Source organism: Enterococcus sp. DIV0755f (assembly GCF_051713725.1).
Lineage (GTDB): Bacteria > Bacillota > Bacilli > Lactobacillales > Enterococcaceae > Enterococcus_D > Enterococcus_D casseliflavus.
The window spans coordinates 425,298-442,633 of the sequence record NZ_JBIOQL010000001.1 but is presented as its reverse complement, the minus strand read 5'-3'; the positions used below and the strand labels follow the sequence as shown (position 1 = coordinate 442,633).

General features: G+C 45.5%; 14 protein-coding genes. 6 read left to right on the top strand and 8 right to left on the bottom strand.

Annotation, left to right across the window (positions count from 1 at the left end; genetic code table 11):
- Positions 1-69: 69 nt before the first annotated feature.
- From araA to IGI73_RS02060, 4 genes are read right to left on the bottom strand one after another with little or no spacing between them, the layout of a single operon-like run.
- A complete protein-coding gene (gene araA / locus IGI73_RS02075; RefSeq protein ID WP_005227266.1) occupies positions 70-1,494 on the bottom strand; it encodes an L-arabinose isomerase in 1,425 nt (474 codons plus the stop codon).
- A gap of 19 nt (positions 1,495-1,513) precedes the next feature.
- Positions 1,514-2,209, bottom strand: coding sequence for an L-ribulose-5-phosphate 4-epimerase (locus IGI73_RS02070; RefSeq protein WP_010748713.1), 696 nt, complete (start codon positions 2,207-2,209; stop codon positions 1,514-1,516).
- 19 nt (positions 2,210-2,228) lie between these two features.
- Entirely contained in the window at positions 2,229-3,824 is a 1,596-nt protein-coding gene (locus IGI73_RS02065; protein WP_428206870.1) for a xylulokinase, read from the bottom strand.
- Between the two features lie 4 nt (positions 3,825-3,828).
- The gene (locus IGI73_RS02060) at positions 3,829-4,935 is read right to left on the bottom strand and encodes a GntR family transcriptional regulator (RefSeq protein WP_081091733.1); all 1,107 of its coding nucleotides are present in this window, start codon (positions 4,933-4,935) and stop codon (positions 3,829-3,831) included.
- A gap of 148 nt (positions 4,936-5,083) precedes the next feature.
- Between IGI73_RS02060 and IGI73_RS02055 the strand changes: the two genes are divergently transcribed.
- From IGI73_RS02055 to IGI73_RS02045, 3 genes are all read left to right on the top strand, one after another.
- Entirely contained in the window at positions 5,084-5,950 is an 867-nt protein-coding gene (locus IGI73_RS02055) for an SHOCT domain-containing protein (RefSeq protein WP_438759023.1), read from the top strand.
- Between the two features lie 205 nt (positions 5,951-6,155).
- Positions 6,156-6,986, top strand: coding sequence for a helix-turn-helix domain-containing protein (locus tag IGI73_RS02050; RefSeq protein WP_074934403.1), 831 nt, complete (start codon positions 6,156-6,158; stop codon positions 6,984-6,986).
- 107 nt (positions 6,987-7,093) lie between these two features.
- Positions 7,094-8,203, top strand: coding sequence for an ABC transporter ATP-binding protein (locus tag IGI73_RS02045; protein WP_005227260.1), 1,110 nt, complete (start codon positions 7,094-7,096; stop codon positions 8,201-8,203).
- Between the two features lie 512 nt (positions 8,204-8,715).
- On the opposite strand, the gene IGI73_RS02040 is transcribed toward IGI73_RS02045, so the two are convergent.
- The 4 genes from IGI73_RS02040 to chvE form a co-directional block, all read right to left on the bottom strand.
- Positions 8,716-9,051 carry a PTS sugar transporter subunit IIB gene (locus tag IGI73_RS02040; protein ID WP_010748708.1) on the bottom strand — a complete coding sequence of 112 codons (336 nt, stop codon included), beginning with the start codon at positions 9,049-9,051 and terminating at the stop codon, positions 8,716-8,718.
- A 12-nt stretch (positions 9,052-9,063) separates the two neighbouring features.
- A complete protein-coding gene (mmsB, locus tag IGI73_RS02035) occupies positions 9,064-10,260 on the bottom strand; it encodes a multiple monosaccharide ABC transporter permease (protein ID WP_005227258.1) in 1,197 nt (398 codons plus the stop codon).
- 1 nt (position 10,261) lies between these two features.
- The gene (gene mmsA / locus IGI73_RS02030) at positions 10,262-11,791 is read right to left on the bottom strand and encodes a multiple monosaccharide ABC transporter ATP-binding protein (protein ID WP_005231476.1); all 1,530 of its coding nucleotides are present in this window, start codon (positions 11,789-11,791) and stop codon (positions 10,262-10,264) included.
- A 146-nt stretch (positions 11,792-11,937) separates the two neighbouring features.
- On the bottom strand, positions 11,938-13,038 hold the full coding sequence (chvE, locus tag IGI73_RS02025) for a multiple monosaccharide ABC transporter substrate-binding protein (protein ID WP_005231478.1): 1,101 nt from the start codon (positions 13,036-13,038) through the stop codon (positions 11,938-11,940).
- 232 nt (positions 13,039-13,270) lie between these two features.
- On the opposite strand from chvE, the gene IGI73_RS02020 reads away from it, so the two are divergent.
- From IGI73_RS02020 to IGI73_RS02010, 3 genes are read left to right on the top strand one after another with little or no spacing between them, the layout of a single operon-like run.
- On the top strand, positions 13,271-14,275 hold the full coding sequence (locus IGI73_RS02020) for an ABC transporter substrate-binding protein (protein ID WP_428206872.1): 1,005 nt from the start codon (positions 13,271-13,273) through the stop codon (positions 14,273-14,275).
- Positions 14,276-14,285: 10 nt separating this feature from the next.
- Positions 14,286-15,734: a sensor histidine kinase gene (locus tag IGI73_RS02015; RefSeq protein WP_428206874.1), complete on the top strand. Its 1,449-nt coding sequence runs from the start codon at positions 14,286-14,288 to the stop codon at positions 15,732-15,734.
- The gene (locus IGI73_RS02010) at positions 15,712-17,265 is read left to right on the top strand and encodes a response regulator (protein ID WP_060792376.1); all 1,554 of its coding nucleotides are present in this window, start codon (positions 15,712-15,714) and stop codon (positions 17,263-17,265) included. The genes IGI73_RS02015 and IGI73_RS02010 overlap by 23 nt, the downstream gene beginning before the upstream one ends.
- Positions 17,266-17,336 lie beyond the last annotated feature (71 nt).

The window sequence follows — 17,336 nt, the reverse complement described above, 5'->3', positions numbered from 1 at the left end:
CAAGAAAGCTTAAGAAAAACGCAAAGAAACCGCCGACCATCGCCAACGGTTTCTTTTGTGATTGGGTACTTATTTGATCGTTACGTATTCTAATCCCACAAGCTTCGCCCATGTTTCGATCTGATCAGAATTTAGGACAAGTGAGACAACGGTGTGATGGCCACCGCCTGTTTCGATCCACTGTTTGACGCCATCGTGGAAATTTGGTTTTGGTGTCCACATTACTCGTGCAACCGGTAGTTTTGGTGCTTCTTCAGTTGGCTCAAAGGCATCGACTTCATTGATCAATAATTTGTAGTGGGTGCCAAAGTCGGCCATCGAAACCACGACACCTTCGCCGCCTTGGCCGTCAAAGACGAGTCGGGCTGGGTCTTCACGATCCCCCATCGACAATGGCGAAACCACGATTTTTGGTTTGTTGGCTGCTAATACTGGATCGACTTCCATCATGTGGGATTGCAAGATGGCTTCTTTTCCTGGTGTCAGCTCATAGGTATAGTCTTCCATAAAGCCAGTCGCTTTATTGTGGGCCATGATTTTCATCAAGCGGTCAATAGCGGCGGTTTTCCAGTCCCCTTCACCAGCAAACCCATAGCCTTCTGCCATCAAACGTTGTACAGCTAAACCAGGCAACTGCTGCATACCATATAGGTCTTCAAAGTTCGTGGTAAATGCCGTATAGCCGCCTGCTTCAAGGAAGCGGCGCAGACCGATTTCTTGTTTGGCCTGGGCTTTTACATGACGTGCCCATTCTTCTTTGTCGTAATCGCCATAATCGAAATCATACAGCTGGCTGTATTCTTCAAAGAGTGCATCGACTTCTTCGTCAGTCACCGCATCGACGACTTGAACCAAATCGCCGATCCCAAAATAATCAACGGTCCAGCCAAATTGGATCTGTGCTTCGACTTTATCGCCTTCGGTCACCCCAACGTTACGCATGTTGTCGCCAAAACGAGCGACTTTGATTTGGAAGCTTTCATTGTAGCCGACTGCCACGTCCATCCAAGCAGCGATTTCTTTTTGGATGGCTTCATTTTTCCAATAGCCGACAACGATTTTGTTTTGCTTTTTCAAACGGGCATTGATAAATCCATATTCTCGGTCACCATGAGCCGCTTGGTTCAAGTTCATGAAGTCCATATCGATGGTTTCCCATGGAATTTGTTCATTGTATTGAGTGGCAAGGTGCAGCAATGGTTTTTGTAATAATTTCGTGCCGCGAATCCACATTTTTGCTGGTGAGAAGGTATGCATCCAGGTGATCACCCCAGCGACTTCATCCCGATAGTTGACTTCTTTCATGATTTTCGTAATCGTATCGGCAGTAACAGCGAGTTCTTGTAAAACGACTGGATAAGGCAGCTTTGAGCTGTCATTTAAGCTTTTGACCATTTCTTCTGCATGGTCCCGTACTTCTTGTAATGCTTCTTCTCCGTATAAGTGCTGTGATCCTACGACGAACCAAAATTCTTTTTTCCCGATTTCTAACATTCTACTTGCTCCTTTTTCGTTATTTTTGCCCGTAATAGGCATTTTCTCCATGTTTGCGTAAATAATGTTTGTCTAAGACCCGCTGCGGCAATTCGGGTGCGTAACTGTTCAGCTGACGCGTGATAAAATTCATCTTAGCAACTTCTTCTAAGACCACTGCGTTCATCACCGCCGCATCCGCCGTTTTGCCCCAGGTAAACGGTCCATGACCGTGAAGCAAGACACCAGGAATTTCTTCTGGCGTGATGCCGCGTTCCTTAAAGGTTTCGACGATCACCTGTCCTGTTTGTGCTTCATAACCTTCATCGATCTCGGTTTGCGTCAAAAAGCGGGCACATGGGACAGCCCCATAAAACGTATCGGCATGGGTCGTGCCCATCGCTGGCAGATCGAGTCCTGCCTGAGCCCAGCTCGTCGCCCATGTAGAATGGGTATGGACGATTCCACCAATTTCTGGAAATGCTTTGTATAAAACGGCATGCGTTGGCGTATCGGAGGAAGGATTTTTCGCTCCTTCCACTACGTTGCCCTCAAAATCACAAACCACCATATCACTGGCTTGCATGGTTTCATAGTCAACACCGCTAGGTTTGATGACAAACAATTGCTGTTGGCGATCCACTGCTGACACATTGCCCCAGGTGTATTTGATCAATCCTTGCTTCGGCAATGCCAAATTGGCCTGAAAGACTTCTTCTTTTAATCCTTCTAACACAAAATTCCCTTCTTTCTTTTTAAATCAACGCATCGATTGCCGCTTGCTCGATCGGCAACCCTGCTTGGTAACGTTGGGTAAAGACGGTGAACCCCTGAATGTCGGCTTCTGTCGGGGCTAAGGTCACGCCGTGGTCATTTTTAAACACTTGATCTGCTAAGAATGCTGCCAAGGATTGTTCTGGCGTATGACGGCGAAGGTACGCTGCTAAAAGGGCGATCCCCCAGGCGCCGCCTTCACCAGCCGTTTCCATGACCGTGACTGGGGCTTCCATGACAGCTGCCAAGACACGTTGGGCAACTTCTGGCGTTTTGAAGATCCCACCGTGACCAACGATTCGATCAATAGCGACGTCTTCGGCTTCCAGAATCTTAATCCCGATCTTCATCGCACCAAAGGCACTAAACAGATGTAAGCGCATGAAATTTGCTAAAGTAAAAGAACTCTCTGGCGATCGGACGAAAAGCGGCCGTCCTTCAGGGATCTTAGTGATATTTTCACCAGAATAATAGCCATAAGAAAGCATCCCGCCACAGTCTGAATCCCCTTTCAATGCTTCGTTGAATAAGGTCGCAAACAATTCTTCCGTGGAAAGTTTCATTCCAGCTGCATCGGCAAATTCGCGGAAAAGTTTGACCCATGCATTGATCTCCGAGGTACAGTTATTCGTATGGACCATCCCCACCAAATCACCAGAAGGCGTCGTGACCAAATCGATCTCTGGATACACTTTAGTTAAGGGTTCTTCTAAGACGATCATGGCAAAAGCAGACGTCCCGGCTGAAACATTCCCGCTTCGCTGTGCCACACTATTCGTGGCAACCATGCCAGTGCCCGCATCGCCTTCTGGCGGACATAACGGGATGCCAGCTTGCAAAGTACCAGTTGGGTCGAGTTTTTTTGCCCCTTCTGCCGTCAATGTGCCGGCTGGTTCGCCTGCTGTCAACACTTGCGGCAAAAGGTCTTTGATCTGCCAAGGATACCCCTGACTGCTGATTTGTGCATCAAATTGCTGAAGCATATTCGCATCATAGTTTTTTGTCGTACTGTCGATTGGGAACATCCCTGATGCATCGCCGATTCCGATAACTTTTTCCCCTGTCAGCTGCCAATGGACGTAGCCGGCTAAGGTAGTGAAAAAAGCAACCTCTGGGACGTGGGCTTCTTGATTCAAAATCGCTTGATACAAATGCGCGATACTCCAACGCTGCGGGATGTTGTATTGGAACAATGCCGTCAAGGCTTTTTCTGCTTCTTCTGTGATCGCATTGCGCCATGTCCGAAAAGGTACCAACAGCGTGCCTTGCTGATCAAAAGCCATATAGCCGTGCATCATTGCAGAAAAACCGATACTGCCGATCGTCGTCAAAGGTACCTCGAATTGCTGTTGGATGTTGTGCGCCAACTCTTGGTAGCTGGCTTGCAGTCCTTGCCAAATCGCCTCTAGTGAGTAGGTCCAAATCCCTTGCTCCAATTGATTTTCCCATTCAAAGCTACCTGAAGCGATCGTCTGAAACTGCTCATCGATCAAGACAGCTTTGATCCGTGTCGAGCCTAGCTCGATCCCAAGAGACGTGCGCCCGTCAATAATTGCTTGCCTTACTTGTTGCGTCATCTTCTTATTCTCCTTTTTGGTTATTGACTGAACCGCGAACGATCAGCTCCGGTTCAAAATAAAAGCGTTGCGCTTCTGTTGCCTTACCTGTAGTGATCCATTCTGCCGCCAATTCCCCCATCGCTTCTTTCGGGTGAGTCAGTGTGGTGATCGTCGGTGTGGACAAGGTGCTAAGAGGCGAGTCATCGTTACCCACGATCGAAAAATCAGTAGGAACGTTCTTCCCAGCAGCCGTCAATGCTTGAATCAAGCGATGCGCGATCTCATCGTTGTAACAAACGATGCCTGTGACTTGATTATCGGCAGCCGTCAAGCGCTGGATCGCTTGTTCAATAACGGCTTCTTTCGTCTCGGTCGTATACGTCAAGACGTCTTCTGCTGCAAACGTCCGCTTGGCTTGGGTCAAGGCTTTGACAAACCCTTTCATCCGATATTTCCCTTGTAAGTCATCGATTTTCGTGATCATCATCAACTGCTGATGCTGTTGTTCTAATAAATAATTGGTTGCTAAAAAACCAGAACGTGTATCGTTGACACAAATATGCGGCAAGTCTAGTTCTTCGTAATAGGCATTGATCATGACGAGAGGAATCCCGGCTTCTTGGAGGGCGACATAATAAGCAAGATTTGGGTTGTACTGGCTGCTCTTCGTTGGCTCAACGATCAACCCGTCTACCCCTTGATCCATCATTTGCTGCAAGCACGCTCTTTCTTGCTCATGGTCATTGTTGGTTGATCCTAGAAGCAGTGAATAGCCTTGCTCCCGCAATGTCTGCTCCACGCCGCGCATGATCGAAGGGAAAATATAATCAGACAAATAGGTCATGATGATCCCAATCGTTTTGCGGTTTTTATGATTGACAGTCTCAGGTTTTGAAACGTAGGTGCCTGAGCCCCGTTCTTTTCTTAAATAGCCTTCATTGACCAAAACAGCGATCGCTTGGCGCACCGTGTGACGGCTATAATGAAATTCTTCCTGTAAGGTTGCTTCTGAAGGGATCGCATCGCCTTCTTGATAGGTGCCTAAGCGGATCTTTTCTCTTAAGATATCCGCAAGTTGTTCGTACTTATTCGCCATTTTAATCCCATCTTTCAAAAGTTGTCCGTACATCTAAGATACCAAGAAACCGCTTCCGTGTCAATTGCTGCTATGGCTTTTTTCTAAAAAAACCTAACGAAAAGAAGGCAAATGATAAATTACCCTTATTTTCATCAGAATAAAACGAATCAAAACACTATTTGTTGTATAATTGAATAAAATGTTGCTTATTACGTTTAAGGAGGTAAGTATTTTGACGAGAACACCTAATGAAACCTACGAGGAACCCATTATTTTGTATTCAAAAAAATATCGAGAAAATCGCAGACATGATGCCAGCTGTCGTTGGCTTATTACAAAAAAAGGCGTCTGGATAAACAACACCCATCCAAAAATCCCAGATGAAAAGATTCCCATGGCAAAAATTGCCGATGTGGAATTACATATAGGCAAAGGTCTCTTAGTGGACTACCTCCGACTGCAGGTACCAGGTAATTCTCAATTGCTCTATTTCACCAATCGAATCGATGCCCAAAAAGCCTATGAGTTTTTAACGGATCATTCGGCAGCACTTGGTGGGCAATCAGCCAAAAGTTACGTGGATGAAGAGGCTGGAAAAATCAAATTACTTTCCTATCATTATCGTGATGCTTGGGTCATTTCAGAAGATACCCTTACAATCATCGATTACAAGAAGAAAGCGAAACAGGTTCTGCAGATTCCCCAAATTACCAGTGTCAATTTGAAAGAAGTTGCTGAATCAGGTCTTTGGAAAGGCAATGGCTTTTTAGAATTGTATATTGGCGGCGGAGCGATCAGAGAAACCCATTCCTTCAGACGAATGGAACCGAATCACTCCCTTTGCTTTGCCGAAAAAGACCTGGTGATTGCTCGGATCATACAGCGCTACCTCACCAACTTCCCTCGGGAGCGGTCGGTCCCGTTAACGAACCCATCGCCACCACCAGCTGCGAAGCCGACGGAAGCGCTCATTGCTGAACTACGCGAACTAAAAGTGTTGGTCGACGAAGGAATTTTGACTGAAGAAGAATTTGCATTCAAGAAAAAACAACTGTTAGGATTATAGAAGCAATCGCTTCGGAGAAAAAAGCCGCCCTCCTGCCATGAGAAGACAGAGCTTTCGGTGAAGGGCTGTGCTTTTTTCCTGGGAAAATTTTGAACGGTTTTTTTAGAACATGCTATACTAATTGAAGAATACGTAGAGTATCTCAAAGGAGGTCTTTCTCATTTTTTCTTTTAATGACATCAAAGCACGTTTCCCCCAGGCAACGTTGCATGACAAAGTTGCCACAACGAAGGATATCGAATCCATCGCCTTCGGCAAAAAATATATTTGGCTGCCAACTGACCAATTAAGTGACAGTGAAAAATTGCTGATCCAACTGGGAAACGGCTCTTTGCAACCAGAAATCGATAACCGAAACCATCCATGGTATCCGATTTTATTTGAACATCAGCCCGTTCAAGAGCCAGAGTGGATTCGCTTGCTGCAAGTTCATTTCACCCGAACCATCGACTCTTTGCAATCCGAATGGCTCGCAGAGATTCAGCAAATGCTCCCTAGCGTGGTGGATCTTTTTTTCCTCACCGAAGACCATGCAGTGATCGTAGAAAAACAAGATGGTGCCAATTTGCCCATCGAAGATCTCGACGGCTTATTCGTCGCTTTGGATATGGATTTCGACTGCTATTCCCAGCTGTTCGTCGGTCCCTTCCATCATCCACGCCACGATTTCACTGCCTTATGGGCAAGTGAGTCTAGCCTGTTCAAAAATGAGTTAAAAACGAAAACCACCAGTAAAAGTATGGATCTGCCCAAAGTGGTCTTTTCTCTTTTTCGCAACGGCTTTTCCGAGTATATTTCCTTGTTTCGTACCTTGTATCTAGATTGGTTTGAAGAAGAGACCGAAACGATCATTCAATCCCTGTGGCGCAATCAAGGCAATGCAAGCTCCACAGCCAAAGAACTGTTCATGCATCGGAATTCTCTCCTATATAAGATCGATAAGTTTCAAACACTGACGCGCTTAAATTTAAAAAATATGGATGATCTGCTGCTTTGCTATTTATTGATCGATCAGTTCACCCATCAGAGCAATTAAACAACATGCACAAGAAAACGTTTTTTTCTTGTGCATGTTTCCGTTGCACCTTCGAAGCGTTTTCATTTATGATGTTCATGTAAACTAAATGGAAAGAGGTAATCCCAATGGTAGAAATGGCCTTAAAAAATATCCACAAAAAATATGATAATAATGATGCGTATTCGGTAACTGATTTTAATTTAGATATCGCAGATCGCGAATTCATCGTTTTCGTTGGACCTTCTGGTTGCGGAAAATCAACAACGCTTCGAATGATCGCTGGTTTAGAAGATATTTCTGAAGGCGAATTGAGCATCGGTGGAAAAGTAATGAACGATGTGGCACCAAAAGACCGCGACATCGCGATGGTTTTCCAGAACTACGCATTGTATCCCCATATGACTGTTTTCAACAACATGGCATTTGGTTTGAAATTGCGTAAATACGACAAAGAAGAAATTAAAAAACGGGTAGAAAATGCCGCTGAGATCTTAGGATTGACAGAATACTTAGATCGTAAACCTGCTGCCCTTTCAGGTGGTCAGCGTCAACGGGTTGCCCTAGGCCGTGCCATCGTCCGTGATGCCAAAGTCTTCTTGATGGATGAGCCGTTGTCAAACTTAGATGCGAAATTGCGGGTTGCCATGCGTGCGGAAATCGCAAAATTACACCAACGTTTAGAAACAACGACGATCTATGTAACCCATGACCAAACAGAAGCGATGACCATGGCTGACCGGATCGTTATCATGAAAGATGGCTTCATTCAACAAATCGGTTCACCAAAAGAAGTCTACAACACACCGAAAAACATTTTCGTTGCCGGCTTTATCGGTTCACCAGCAATGAACTTCTTCAATGTTACGTTGAAAAACGGTATGATCTCTGATGGACAAAGCTTGAACTTACGTATTCCTGAAGGCAAGAACAAGATTCTTGTGGAAAAAGGGTACGAAGGCAAACAATTAGTCTTTGGTATTCGTCCAGAAGATATTCACAGTGAACAAATCGCATTGGAAGCTTCTCCTGAAGCAACTGTACGTGCCGAAGTAGTCGTATCTGAATTATTAGGTGCAGAAACGATGCTTTATACACGCGTAGGTGCGACTGAATTTATCTCGAAAGTTGATGCTCGTGACTTCCACCGTCCAGGTGAAACAGTTGATTTGGCTTTCAACATCAACAAAGCACACTTCTTCGACAAAGATTCAGAAAATGTCATCACACTTCCTTAATTTGTAGTTACCATGCACTGTTCTCGGATTTGCCCCCTAGGCAGTCGCATTTAACTAATATCCACTTTTATTCCTTATTTGTATCCCCTAAAAACAGACAGTCAGCAGACTGTCTGTTTTTGGGTTTCGTTGTGTTTCCTACGAAACGCTTAGTTACGAACGAGAAACCAGAAGCGGTGTAAGCAGCTCATCCCCCCCCTTCTACCGCCCACAGCCTCGATGCTTTAAGTACGTGAAACACTCGCCCATCACTTGCCTTTAGACAACATACGCGTGGTGTCAGCTTCGTCCTCTTCCCCCTCAACTTCTCTTTTGTTTGTCTATGATGCGATGTCCTAAACACGAGAAAACGAACCAACGGGCTTGCCACGCATTGCTGCTTAATAGTGGCTTTCTTGGCTAGTGTAGGCAGAAAAGCACCACAAAAAGAGTAGTGCTTGTAGGGGATGACAAGCACTACTCTGGGGAGCCTATTCAACTGCTGACCACCTAGCTTTTTGCCAAGCTGCTGGTTAGCGATCGTTTTGCAAGAGGGTCAGGCTGTCTGCAAGGACAGCTTCGCCATCTAACAACTCGTAATCTGTTTCTTTGATCAATTTATAAGGTACCGCTTTGACCATGAGAAAGTCTTTCAATCGATTGACTTCGTACTTCGACTGCGGACCGATCAGCAAGGCATCGACAGTCTGCTGCTGCAGGATCTGTTCAGCAATGATGGCTGGTGCCGAATAGATATGCACGGCTAATCCTTTTTCATCTGCAGCCCGCTGCATATTTTTCACTAAGAGACCCGTAGTGATACCTGCGGTACAAATCAATAAAATCGTCTTTTGTGCTTGTTCCTCCATAAACAGGCCCTCCTACGATATTTTCTTTTTCTTATTGTAGATATCCAACACGACGGCCAGCAGCAAAATCAACCCTTTGATGGCTTGCTGCCAATCGACACCGACTCCTAAGATCGACATCCCATTGTTTAAGACACCCATCACGAGCCCACCAACGATCGCACCCATCACAGTACCAATACCGCCTGAGGTGGAAGCACCGCCGAAATACACTGCGGCCATTGCATCTAATTCCATTGACGTTCCTGCTTGCGGGGTGGCTGCGTTCAACCGAGCGGCTAAAACCAAGCCCGCCAAAGCTGCCATCATCCCCATGTTCACGAAGACCCAGAAGGTGATTTTCTTCGTCTTGATCCCAGAAAGTTCGGCTGCTTTTTTGTTGCCGCCGGTTGCATAGATTTGACGACCGGCAACGGTTTTGTTAGTCAAAAAGCCATAAGCAGCCACGATCACCCCTAAGACGATCAAAATGATCGGATACCCTTGATAAGAGGCAAAGATATAGGTAGCGCCGAGAAATACGACCGCAGTAAAGACGGCTTTAAAGGCAAAGGCTGCCATTGATTCCACTTCAAAAAGATTTTTTTTGCGACGCTCACGGGTCCGCCATTGGCCTAAAATCAGGATGCCCGTGATCACTACACCTAAAATCATGGAAAGTAAATGGATCTGACCGCCTGCAATATCTGGCAAATACCCAGTAGAAATTTGTTGGAATGCCTTGGGAAACGGCGCCAATGATTGACCCCCTAAGACGACTTGGGTCAGTCCTCGAAACATCAGTAAACCAGACAAGGTCACGATAAATGCTGGGATACCGACATACGCGACCCAGAAACCTTGCCAGGCACCGATCACTGCGCCCATCAGTAAGCAAAGAGGCACTGCCAGCCAAGGACTGATGCCGTTATTGACCATTAAGACGCCTGCAATCGCACCGACAAACGCCATCACGGACCCTACGGATAAATCAACGTGTCCTAACAAGACGACCAAAAGCATACCAGCTGCCAAAACGAGAATATGACTGTTTTGCAACACGAGGTTGGTGATATTCAGCGGCCGCCAGAAAATCCCGTCGGTCATGAGCTGAAAGGCCACCAGCAGCACTGCTAAGATAATGATCATACTGTATTTGCTAAAGATTTCCAGTGCCTTTTCTTTCAGCGAATGGCTGCGTTCTTTTTTTAATTTATTGGTTGTTTCCATCTCAAACCCCACTCTCTTCTAATGTCATTAGATTCATCAATCGTTCTTGATCCGCCTCTTCCCGCAGGACCTCGCCAGTGAAGCGGCCTTCGTTCATCGTATAGATTCGGTCACACATGCCTAATAGTTCTGGCAGCTCCGAGGAGATGATGCAAATGGCTTTGCCAGCTGCTGCCATCTCTTCGATGATCGTATAGATTTCGTATTTCGCTCCGACATCGATCCCACGGGTCGGTTCATCTAAAAATAAGATGTCTGGTGTGGTCATCAGCCATTTTGCCAAAACGACCTTTTGCTGATTCCCGCCGCTCAAGCTGCCGACGTTTTGATAGATCGAATTGGTTTTCGTCCGCATTTTTTTGCGGAATTCTTCTGCCATCGTGACTTCTTTTTCTTTATCGATGACCCCTTGGCGGCTGATTTTGGCAAGACTAGCAATGGTGGTGTTCTCGCGAATATCCATCAGCAGATTCAAGCCCAGCGCTTTTCGATCTTCCGACACATAGGCTAACCCATTTTTGATGGCGGTTGGCACGTCTTTGACAGAAATCGGTTGGCCGTCTTTATAGACTTCCCCCGAAATCGAACTGCCGTAGGAATGACCGAAGACACTCATGGCAAACTCTGTCCGTCCCGCACCCATCAAACCGGCGATGCCGATGATCTCTCCTTTGCGGATCATCAAGTTCAAATTCTCATTCACCACACGGGTATGATCGATTGGATGATGGACCGTCCAATTTTTGACTTCAAAAAACGGTTCACCAATAGTGGGGTTCCGCTCTGGGTAGCGATTGGTCAAATCTCGCCCAACCATGCCGCGAATGATGCGCTCTTCAGAGATTTCGGCACCACTCAGCGTCTCGATCGTTTGCCCGTCTCGTAAAATCGTGATGCGATCCGCCACATTGACGATTTCATTCAACTTGTGGGAGATGATGATCGAGGTGATTCCTTGGTTGCGAAACTCTTTGATCAGCTCTAACAGATTGGCGCTTTCTTCTTCATTCAACGCCGCGGTTGGCTCATCTAAAATCAACAATCGGACGGATTTTGAAAATGCTTTGGCAATTTCCACCAGCTGTTGATGCCCGACACCGATTTGTGAAACCAGCGTATTCGGGTCTAATTTCAAGCCAACGATCTTTAAGAGGTTGTCTGTTTTCTTTTCGGTCAGATCCCAATCAATGATGCCGTGTTTGGCTTGTTCGTTTCCTAGAAAGATATTTTCTTTGATCGACAGGTAAGGACTTAATGCTAACTCTTGATGAATAATAACGATTCCTTTGTCCTCACTGTCCCGCAAATCTTTGAACTTGCATAACTCCCCTTCATAATAGATCTCTCCGTCATAGCTGCCGTAAGGATAGAGTCCGCTTAAGACATTCATCAGCGTGGACTTGCCAGCGCCATTTTCTCCACACAGTGCGTGGATCTCTCCTCGCTCGATCGAGAGGTTGACGTTATCAAGGGCGCGAACCCCTGAAAACTCTTTGACGATGCCTTTCATCATCAAAATATTATCTGCCATGTTCTTTCACCCTTTTCCTTTTTATGTAAAAGTGGTGCGCTGCCTTTGTAAGAAAAGCGGAAAGAACGAATAGTGGGGATGATTCGTTCTTCCCTACTGCTTTCGGGGAAACTAGTATCTTTTCTCGCTGGATCAGCGCTTCTTGCTTAAATGCCTAGCTCTTCTTCTGTATAGTAATCGGTATCGATCAGTTCTTCTTTGTAGTTGTCGCTATCCACAGAAACGGGATTTGACAAGTAGGTTGGTACGACTTTGACGCCATTGTCATAGGTTTCCGTATCGTTGACTGGCACTTCCTCGCCATTGGTGATGGCTTCGATCATTTCGATCGTGTTTTTCGCCAACACCCGTGTATCTTTGAAAATCGTTTGGGTCTGTTCGCCCGCGATGATCGATTTCACCCCTGCCACCGTCGCATCTTGACCGGTAATCACAGGTAGTGGTTTATCGGAAGAACCATAGCCAACGCCTTTAAGCGATGAAATGATTCCTAGGCTGATTGGATCATAAGGTGAAAGAACGGCATCCAATGTTTGATCCGTATAGTTGGCACTCAACAAGTTGTCCATCCGAGCTTGCGCAGTTGAACCATCCCAACGCAAAGTAGCGATTTGGTTGAAGTTGGTTTGACCAGAAGGAACGACTAGCTGTCCGCTGTCAAAGTATTGTTGGAAGACCGAAAGGACCCCATTATAATTGATCAGTGCATTGTTATCATCTGGAGAGCCGCCGAATAATTCAATGTTAAATGGTCCTTCACCGTCTTTGAGACCCAATTTGTCTTCAATATAAGACGCTTGCAGCACGCCGACTCCAAAATTATCAAAGGTGGCATAATAATCGACGTATTCCGAGTTCATCAGTAAACGGTCATAGGCGATGACTGTGATGTCTTCGTTATGGGCTTTTTCCAACACGTCTGTCAGTGCCGAACCATCGATCGAGGCGATCACTAAAGTATCAACGCCTTTGGTGATCATATTCTCAATTTGTGCCACTTGGTTTTCTACTTTGTCTTCTCCATATTGCAGGTCAGTTTTATAGCCGAGCTTCTCTAATTCTTCTACCATGTTGTCGCCATCTGCGATCCACCGTTCTGCCGATTTGGTCGGCATCGCGATCCCAACAAATCCTTTGTCTCCGTCACCGTTTGCCCCGCTGTCTGATCCATTCCCACAAGCTGCTAACAATCCGCCAACCAATAAGGTGGATGCTAGGACGACCAATTTACCAAAAGTACCTTTCATTGTGATCCCTCCATGTCTTTTTCTTACATTCTCAGTATAGCCAGTTAAGGAATCGCTTACATTTAGATTTTTTCGAGGTTTCTTGGATTTCTTGAGAAAAAACGACTCAGTTGCCCCCATTTCTTTTCGTAATCTTGGATTTTTTAAGATTCCCTTGGTTTTTATTTGATTTGATATTTTGTGTAAAGCGCTTCCGTATTTTTTAGTAGAATAGACCATAGAGGTGAAAAAAATGAGGAATATAAAAATTGGGTTACTCCTTTGTTTGTGTTTGTCTTTCTTGGCTGGTTGCCAAGCAGTCAGAGAAACGACCGCTGAAACATCGGAAGAAAGTATCGTGATCGGTTTTTCTCAATCGGGAACAGAAAGCAGCTGGCGCAAGCGCCACACCGAATCGATTCGCACTGAATTAGAGAAGGAAGGCTATGAAGTGCTCTATCGTAACGGCTATATGAATCAAGAACGTCAGATTCAAGATATCCGCAGTTTTATCGTGTATCAAGTCGATGCCATCGTCTTTACCCCGATTCAGGAAAACAATTGGGAACCGATTTTGGAAGAAGCTGCGCAAGCGGGGATTCCCGTTTTCGTGGTGGACCGTCATGTCAACGTCAGCGATCCCTCCTTGTTTCTGACTCATATCGGGCCAAGCTTCAAAGCCGAGGGCAATCGTGCAGGTCTCTACGTCAGCAATTATTATAAAGAACATCAAAATGAAACGATCAATGTTTTAGAATTGACGGGACTGGATGCTACTTCTCCGACGTATTTGCGCTCAGAAGGGTTCCGAGAAACCATCAAGCGTGATTATGCCCACAACAATGTAACGATCCAAGTCAAAGATGAGCTAAATGGTGACTTCATTCGCCGCAAAGGCAAAGAAGTCATTGAACAATACATCGCAGAAGGCAAAATGGAGCAGATCGATGTCTTGTTCAGTCACAATGACGAGATGACTCTTGGCGCTCTTGAAGCCCTCGAAAAAACCGATATTGAGCCAGGGAAGGATTTGGTGATCGTATCGATCGATGCCCAAAAAGAAATGATCGACAAATTGAAGCAAGGGATCGTCAATTGTGTCGTTGAATGCAACCCAGATGCTGGTGTGTTCGTCAAAAATGCCATCTCGCGCTACTTGGCTCGCGGCGCCGATGCTATTCCTCGTGAAATCTATGTCCATGAAACAGTTTTTTCCAGTGATATGGACTTTGATCAGATTCCACCGAGAAATTATTGAGGAGATGAAGATGAAAACAAAAAGTATCAAGGGCATCTTTCAGCAGACCAACAAACTGATGATCCTCGTCGCCTTTATCCCCCTCGTAGTAAGCAGTGTCTTTTACTCGCGGCAGATTTTTATTTACCAAAACACCATCAACAATATTGAAGAAGCCAATCAATTATCGGAAAAAGTCGATGCCATTGTCTTGGAAGAAATGTGGGATTTAGTCTTTGGTCAAAAAACCGTCGCACAAGTCCAAGAAACCAATGTGATCGATGAACTAAGGAGCGATCTACAGCACATTCAAGAAAATACCAGCACTGCCAAAGAGCTCAATATTTTAGCAGTCGCCTTTCGGACGCTCGATTCTTTAGAAACCTATCAGCAACAGTTGATCGATAATATTCTCAACGATGAACCGGTGGAACAAAACCAATACGTCATGATCCAAGTGGATTCGGTGATCGATTTGCTATCCGATATTTTGCAGCAGTTTGTCGGGGTAGAGATCAGCTTAGCCAGCCAAACCAATCACGAACTGGTCCAATCCGTGTTGCTGCTGATCCTTTTTCAGGTCGTGTTGCTTTTGATCATCTTTGCGATCATCAATAAAAACCGCCGCTTTGTTCGTGACAATCTGCAATACCCGCTGGATCGGTTGTTAGACCTTTCCAATGAACTATCCCAAGGACATTTGAGCTACCGAGCAGAACTGCCCGAAACCCCAGAGCTGCGGACTCTGACGAGTAGCTTGAATCGAATGGCAGATGACTTGACTCGGCTCTTGGAAGAAAATGCCTTGAAGCAGTATCACTTAGCCCAAAGTGAGGTGCGGGTCTTACAAGCCCAGATCACTCCACATTTCATCTATAATAGTTTAGATGCGATCGTTTCTTTGATTGAAGCTGCCCGTTACGAGCAAGCAACCGAAATGACCTATGCGCTGTCAGATTTTTTCCGCATTTCCTTAAGCAAAGGGCAAGACTGGATTCCGCTGGAAAAAGAATTGCGGCATGTGGACGATTACTTGAAGATTTTGCAGATCCGCTATGGCAGGATGCTGTCTTACACCATTGAAGATCAGACCGTCAGTCCAGAACTACAGGTTTTGAAAATGGTCCTGCAGCCCCTTGTTGAAAACGCCGTATATCATGGCACCAAGTTTGTCCGTCGTGTCGGCATGATTCGAATCACAGTGTCAGAATTGCCTCACCAGATTCAAATGACCATCAGTGACAACGGCGTTGGGATCGACCCTGAGCGTTTGCAGGAGATTCGTCGTAACCTTAAAGAAACCACTGATCCCGCCTCTGAGAGCGGCTATGGCCTATATAACGTCTATCGCCGTCTCCAGCTGAACTACGGCAGCGAAGCGCAACTGATGATCCACAGTCAATACCAAGAAGGCACCACGATTAACGTCACAGTACCAAAAAGGGAGGAACCCAACCATGTACAAAGTGTTTATAGTTGAAGATGAACATCTGATCCGCGATAGTTTGCGCCACCAAATCATGACTCTTGCCAAACAATATCCGATCGTTTATAGCGATGAAGCCGCAGATGGCGAATTGGCGCTGGCTTCGATCCTTGATCTGCGTCCTGATATTATTATCAGTGATATCAAAATGCCGTTTATGGACGGCTTGGTCTTTGCGAAAGAAGCCAAGAAATTATTGCCGCAAGTTCGCATTATTTTCGTTAGCGGCTTTGATGATTTTGACTATGCAAAAACGGCACTGCAGCTGCAAGCAGACGATTACTTGCTCAAGCCCATCAAAAACGAAGAATTAGAACAAGCCATCAAAACCGTCGTTCAACACTTAGATGAACAACAAGCCACTCATCAGCAATTATCCAAAGAAGACGATTTATTCGAAATGGAAATCAAAAAGAATCACTTTCTGAATCACCTCTTTAAACAAAAGATCACGATCTCAGAAGCCTTTTTGCAAGCAGAAGAACTGGGCCGGCGCTTTTCAGGTAAACAGTTTTGTGTGCTATTAGCAAAAACCCCCTTCAATCAAAGCTTTTCTGACTACACTCGCTTTAGCCAGCAGCTGACCAAAGCCTATGAACAAGACGATGCCGTCTTGTTCTCCAGTGTTTCCAGCCGCTTCATCAAGTTTTTGCTTTTTGACCATGACCGAGAACAAGTTTTAGAAAAAGCCTATCAGATCGCTCAAAGCCTCGTTCATGGTTCTGGGGAAGAAGTAGCAGTGGCGATCGGACCGGTAGCAGATCGCTTCTCGGGTATCTCTCTTTCTTATCAGAAAGCTCGTGACATGCTAAAAACCTATGGCAGCATCCGCAAGGAAAAAATCATCAGCTATGAAGACGACATTCGCGAAGGGGAACTATCCCCCACCAATCCTTTCAAAACCGACCTTGCTTCACGGCTGGCAAATGCTGGGAAACAGACGATCCCTGAGCTGATCGCTGAATTGATGGCGCCTCAAGGAACCGTTGAGCGAACGCAAATGTACCGTTTGTTCGTCTTAGTCGAACTGCTGGCATTGTTGAAGAAAAAAGACAGTCATTCGCTGCCCCAGATCGTTCAACACGCCCATGACTTAGACTATCTAGCGGCATTGACCCATGAGCCAGAGAACTATCAAACGACTCTGGCAGAACTGTTGCCATTATTGACCCAACAACCCATCAATCCTGCAATGGCGAAATATCAAAGCGTCATCAATCAAGCCAAAGCCTTTATCAGTGAGCACTTTTCTGATCCCAATATTTCCTTAAATGTAGTTGCTGAAAAAGTTCATTTGAGTCCAGCACATTTCAGCACCATCTTCTCGCAAGCCACTGATTCTACGTTTATCGAATACTTGACCGAGCAACGGTTGACCTTGGCTAAGGAACTGCTGTTAACGACCAATCTACGGCTATCTGAGATCGCCTTTGATGTTGGCTACAATGACCCAAATTATTTTTCCTTTTTGTTCAAGAAGAAAGAAAAAATCTCACCGAAAGAATACCGTCAAAAAAATGCCTAAATGAGTGAAGGGATGCAAAAAAAGAGTGAGGGACAGCAAAATCGTCCTCACTCTTTTTCATTTTCTACCTC